We start from the raw sequence: 4,327 nt of genomic DNA, 5'->3' as shown, positions 1-4,327 counted from the left end.
GCTCCAGAACCCCTCGAAGTGGGCCCCGCTGCGTCGGTGAACGGGCTTATAGGACCACCTCAGCATACTGTCAAACAGAATTCACAAGGCACTTATCAACAGGAAAAATCCCGGTTTTCTGGGACAGAAAAGACTAACCCCCACTATTCATTGCGAATCGCACTCGAAAAAAGACGGTTTTTTCTCAATTTTTCTGCTTTTCTCAGAAGTCCGGCCAGTTGGGAGCCAGATGTCCGCCAATCCGCAGCGGAGCAACCTTTCTGGCCAGACCGGTGGCGTCATCCGTTTCCACCATAAGCCCACAGACTGTCGCCTCTCCTTCCGCCGGCTGCGGACGGTCACCCGGAGTTTTTCGAACCAGTTTATGGAGGGCTGCGGGTTTCCCCATTCCTATGACGCTATCGTAGTCGCCACACATCCCGGCATCCGTCTGGTAGGCCGTGCCCGCAGGCAGAATGCGATGGTCCGCAGTGGGAACATGCGTATGCGTTCCCACCACAACGGAGGCCCGGCCATCAAAATAAGCTCCAAAGCCCATTTTCTCGCTGGTGGCTTCGGCATGAACGTCAATCAGGATGGCATGAACCGTCACGCCAAGCCGATGTTTTGACAAAATCTCGCTGACGACCCGGAAAGGATCATCCAGCGGGTCCATGAAAATGCGCCCCATCACATTGATGACGAGAGCCCTGCGCCCACGGCTGATTTCAACGATATGGCTCCCCTGCCCCGGCGTTCCGGCAGGGTAATTGGCAGGCCTGACGATATGGGGGGCTTGGTTGATATAGCCGAGCATATCACGGCGATCCCACGCATGATTGCCCAGCGTAATGACATCGACGCCAGCACTATGCAGGTTTTTCGCTATATCCGGGGAGAGGCCATAGCCGTGTGAGGCATTCTCACCATTGGCGACCACCAGATCCAGCGAGAGTTTCTCACGCCAGTCGGCCAGATTTCGGATAATGGCCTCACGCCCGCTACGCCCGATAATGTCGCCCAGAAACAGCAGTCTCAACAGTCAGTCTTTCATAAAGATTTTGGGTTATCAGTCCGGATCACCCCGCACTCCGTCACGATCGTTTTTAACGGAATATCGTACGGGCCCCTGGGAACGGCATTGATCTGCTGACCGGCAAAGCCGAAGCCGATCGCCGGAACATTCAGTGCGGCCAAAGTACGGTCATAATAGCCGCCACCATATCCAAGCCGGTAACCGAAACGGTCAAATGCCAGAAATGGCACAAGAACAAGATCCGGAACGTCAACGTCACCCTCCGGATGCGATGTTCCGAAACGGCCAACAATCATGGGGGACGCAGGCGTCCAGCGCCTGAATATCAAAGGAGAGCCCTTTGGTGTGGTTTCAGGCAACAGAACCTGACGCCCGGCTTTCCACACATCATGACACAGGGGGCGAAGATCGACCTCTTCTGCGAGAGGCCAGACTGCGGCAATTTTTTGAGCAGGCTGTGCGAGAATTTCTTTTAAGAGAAAGCCGCGCAGCCTCTCTTCGTCTTCAGAAGACAGCCCCTGCCGATATTCGGCCATTTTGCGGCGCAGGTTTTTTTTCAGAACGTCGATTTCGGAAATCTGTGGAGCCGCCAAAGCCGTTGGTCTTTTCAGCCCTCCTAGACCTGCAAGTGCAGGTGGGCACCGGTTAACGTGACCAGGGCCACGACAGAGCCAGTTCCCGTAGGAATGCTTATCGGCCCGGGGGATGATTTGCCTGACGCACCAGGCAGCTCCATCGCCTATATTAGACTGTCCGGCCCGATATTCAATGCAAACCTTGAAGAATCAGGAAGTACGCTCCAGTTCCGAGGCAAGAAGCTCTGCCTGCCCCGCCAGACGGGCCAGACGCTCCTGACGCGCGCCCTCACGCTGAAGCAGATGTCCGGCCTGCTGGATCTTCGCTTCGGCCTGAGGCGAAATCTGCCGGTGCTTCAGTTCAAAAATTTCATCGGCCATCAGAAGGGCGGCCATCATGAGCGTTTTGGATTCGCTTGCAGCCCCACCCAGACTCCGGGCCCGCTGAAGCCAGCCTTCGACATGACGGGCCATGTCATACAGATGGGCTTCTTCGCCATCCTGACACCCGACATTATAGACGTAGCCATTAAGGCGAATGGATACTTGTCCCATCGCTCAGCCCTCTTTCCTGTTCAGCACGCCTTGAATGCGGGCGCACAGCGCATCGATATTGGCTGCAAATTCCGAAAGGTCAGGCACGGAATGAAGGGCACGCTCACAGGCTTCCTTTGCCAGAACATGACGCTCGGACGCAGCGGCAATCCGCATCATCGCTTCCTCAAGACGCTCAACCGTCTTATCGTCCTGCGCCATACCTGTCTCGTTTACCGCCACGTTCTTCCCGTTCCTGCAATCATTATGCCAGTCAAATGCCCGATACAGACCCGCTCCGGCCCGTTGCTCAGGAAAGACCCGATCCCGCTTTGGGGTCAAGGACATCCCTGCCCTTTCACTATCCTGTTTTCGTCATTTCGTCGCGCCATGAGATGGATCGGATTATCCGGCTTAAGGGAAATCGCTTTCTTGCCCTCTCCGTCGAAAGTGCAGGCAGCAGCTTTGGTGTTCCCTGGTGGCTGAACATCATGAGCGACCACGCGGGATTATCTGTTCTGGATTGCGGCGCCTCCCCCCCAGCGGCACGACAGGCGCTGGATTGCGGGGTCGGCTGGGTCATCTGCGGGGTCAATGCCGCACAACTTCGCACGCTGGATTCCTATGACCAATATCACGGACGGATCCTGACGTTCAGACCGCCTAGCTCCCGCATCCACAATCTGCGAGAACATCCCCATGACAGCCTGTGATCTCTACCCCGTTTTACCTGCCGGTTTTGATATCGACGCCGCTCTAGAGGTGCTCCGCGATATTCTGCCGCTGCCTGAAGTCACCGCCCTTCGGTTGCCCTGTAGCTGGACGCCAGAGAAAGCACAGCTTTCACAGCTGGTGGACCTGCTCCATGCCAATGGCGTCGCCCTGATCCCTGAAGTCGGCGTTCCGCTGTCCAATACTCCAGACTCCCTTCTGGGGATCTGCGATGGGCTGCATGTCGCCTGTGTCGAGAATCTGGTCACGCTTCGCAAAACGGTCGGGAGCGATATGCCGATCGGCTGTGCGTGCGACAACCGCGATGATGCCATGAAAGCTGGCGAATCGGGCGCCGATTATGTCGCGTTTCCTGCGGGAGATCTGGAACTCGTGACATGGTGGAGTTCCGTCATGGAACTTCCGGGCGTCACGGAGAATGTCACGACTGCGGCGGATGCTTCCTCAGCAATCACTGCCGGTGCCGATTTCCTTGCCATCCCCCTTCAGTTTGATGGCAAGGATAAAGAGCGATTTTCAGCGATGGCCGTGCTTGCGGCCGGCTGAAACCTTTACGGTAGGTATCGGCAGAAGCGCGTCCTGAGTGAAGTAAAGAACGCCATTGGACTGCGGGAAAGACTTGCCCCACAGACGGTTGGTCTCACCCGCTGCATTCTCGAGCAGCAGTTCGCCCGTACGCGACGACACTTCAACGCCCAGAAGATCGCCATACAGGGTCTTCAGGCCGATTGCATGGCCATGGTTCCGGTGAATGGCCCGGCGCAAAGCGGCTTCGTTCCATTTTCCATAGGCAATCGTGTAGCCCAGAATATGGACGAGCTGCCCGCGATTGGCCGGAGCCAGCAGCCCACCGGGCCAGCGCGCACTCAAACGTTCCATAGCCGCATTGGGAATCGCAAAAAGCGTGTACGGCCCCGGACCACTAATCCACGGCTCCAGCTTCGCCACCTGGATCGCCTTGACGTAGTCGCTGAGTTCCAGAGAACCCGCGATATTCTCGTCAAGCGGACGATCCTCATAAGACAGCATCGGAGGCGAGTGATAGGCGACCGGACTGTTGGGCGTCCCGTCCGCACTGGGCTTATAGGCGCCATCAGTGCTTCCCGGCATTGCAGACGCGCGGGCGCTGATCTGGGTCTCGAAACTGTCCTGATAGTTCTTCGTCCAGTCTGTGCCCTGCCAGTCAGGATCGCCACAGGCGGACAGCGTGGCCCCAAGCAGGAGCCCCACGCCGAGTTTCAGCCCCTTCCCCCAGCCCGAAAACCGTCCTGAAGGGAAAACATCGAGTCGCACATCCATGCCTGATCGCACCATCCTGTGAGCGGGAGAGACGACCATAGAGCAGGCCGGGCGTTTCAGCACCCGTCCCCGCGCATGGTCCATCCGACGACATGACCGCTGACCAGCTCGAATGTCGTCTGACAGCTTGTGTTGTAATAGGTCGACGGAAAACCGCCACCCCATCCACCCA

At 57.3% G+C, this 4,327-nt stretch carries 7 protein-coding genes and 1 other RNA gene; 2 read left to right on the top strand and 6 right to left on the bottom strand.

Translation table 11 applies throughout. The features are described from left to right. Positions 1 to 202: 202 nt before the first annotated feature. The 5 genes from JK176_RS14765 to JK176_RS14745 all read right to left on the bottom strand — a co-directional run bounded on the left by JK176_RS14765 (position 203) and on the right by JK176_RS14745 (position 2,367). Entirely contained in the window at positions 203 to 1,018 is an 816-nt protein-coding gene (locus tag JK176_RS14765) for a TIGR00282 family metallophosphoesterase (RefSeq protein ID WP_206035447.1), read from the bottom strand. A gap of 11 nt (positions 1,019 to 1,029) precedes the next feature. Next, positions 1,030 to 1,608 (bottom strand): 5-formyltetrahydrofolate cyclo-ligase, encoded by a 579-nt coding sequence (locus JK176_RS14760; protein WP_211588385.1) that lies wholly within the window; start codon positions 1,606 to 1,608, stop codon positions 1,030 to 1,032. After that, positions 1,595 to 1,751: non-coding RNA, 6S RNA (gene ssrS, locus JK176_RS14755), on the bottom strand. The genes JK176_RS14760 and ssrS overlap by 14 nt, the downstream gene beginning before the upstream one ends. A gap of 49 nt (positions 1,752 to 1,800) precedes the next feature. Next, positions 1,801 to 2,145, bottom strand: coding sequence for a cell division protein ZapA (locus JK176_RS14750; protein ID WP_211588384.1), 345 nt, complete (start codon positions 2,143 to 2,145; stop codon positions 1,801 to 1,803). Positions 2,146 to 2,148: 3 nt separating this feature from the next. Then, positions 2,149 to 2,367 carry a hypothetical protein gene (locus tag JK176_RS14745; RefSeq protein WP_349291944.1) on the bottom strand — a complete coding sequence of 73 codons (219 nt, stop codon included), beginning with the start codon at positions 2,365 to 2,367 and terminating at the stop codon, positions 2,149 to 2,151. A gap of 35 nt (positions 2,368 to 2,402) precedes the next feature. Here JK176_RS14745 and JK176_RS14740 point away from each other — a divergent pair, with 35 nt between their 5' ends. Together JK176_RS14740 and JK176_RS14735 are read left to right on the top strand one after the other, a co-directional pair. Next, positions 2,403 to 2,837: a hypothetical protein gene (locus JK176_RS14740; RefSeq protein WP_211588383.1), complete on the top strand. Its 435-nt coding sequence runs from the start codon at positions 2,403 to 2,405 to the stop codon at positions 2,835 to 2,837. Then, complete coding sequence (locus tag JK176_RS14735; protein WP_211588382.1) at positions 2,824 to 3,402, top strand: thiamine phosphate synthase; 579 nt, start codon at positions 2,824 to 2,826, stop codon at positions 3,400 to 3,402. The genes JK176_RS14740 and JK176_RS14735 overlap by 14 nt, the downstream gene beginning before the upstream one ends. Here JK176_RS14735 and JK176_RS14730 read toward each other — a convergent pair. Continuing rightward, complete coding sequence (locus JK176_RS14730) at positions 3,373 to 4,155, bottom strand: fasciclin domain-containing protein (RefSeq protein WP_211588381.1); 783 nt, start codon at positions 4,153 to 4,155, stop codon at positions 3,373 to 3,375. The genes JK176_RS14735 and JK176_RS14730 overlap by 30 nt on opposite strands. Positions 4,156 to 4,327 lie beyond the last annotated feature (172 nt).

It is taken from the genome of Gluconobacter sp. Dm-73, from assembly GCF_018256215.1.
GTDB classification, from domain to species: domain Bacteria; phylum Pseudomonadota; class Alphaproteobacteria; order Acetobacterales; family Acetobacteraceae; genus Gluconobacter; species Gluconobacter cadivus.
This window is presented reverse-complemented; position numbering and strand designations above follow the sequence as displayed.

Excerpts from the sequence above, each read along its gene's own strand:
- JK176_RS14750 (WP_211588384.1), bottom strand. The coding sequence starts at position 2,145 with ATGGGACAAGTATCCATTCGCCTTAATGGCTACGTCTATAATGTCGGG.
- JK176_RS14740 (WP_211588383.1), top strand. The coding sequence starts at position 2,403 with ATGCCCGATACAGACCCGCTCCGGCCCGTTGCTCAGGAAAGACCCGAT.
- JK176_RS14735 (WP_211588382.1), top strand. The coding sequence starts at position 2,824 with ATGACAGCCTGTGATCTCTACCCCGTTTTACCTGCCGGTTTTGATATC.
- JK176_RS14730 (WP_211588381.1), bottom strand. The coding sequence starts at position 4,155 with ATGGATGTGCGACTCGATGTTTTCCCTTCAGGACGGTTTTCGGGCTGG.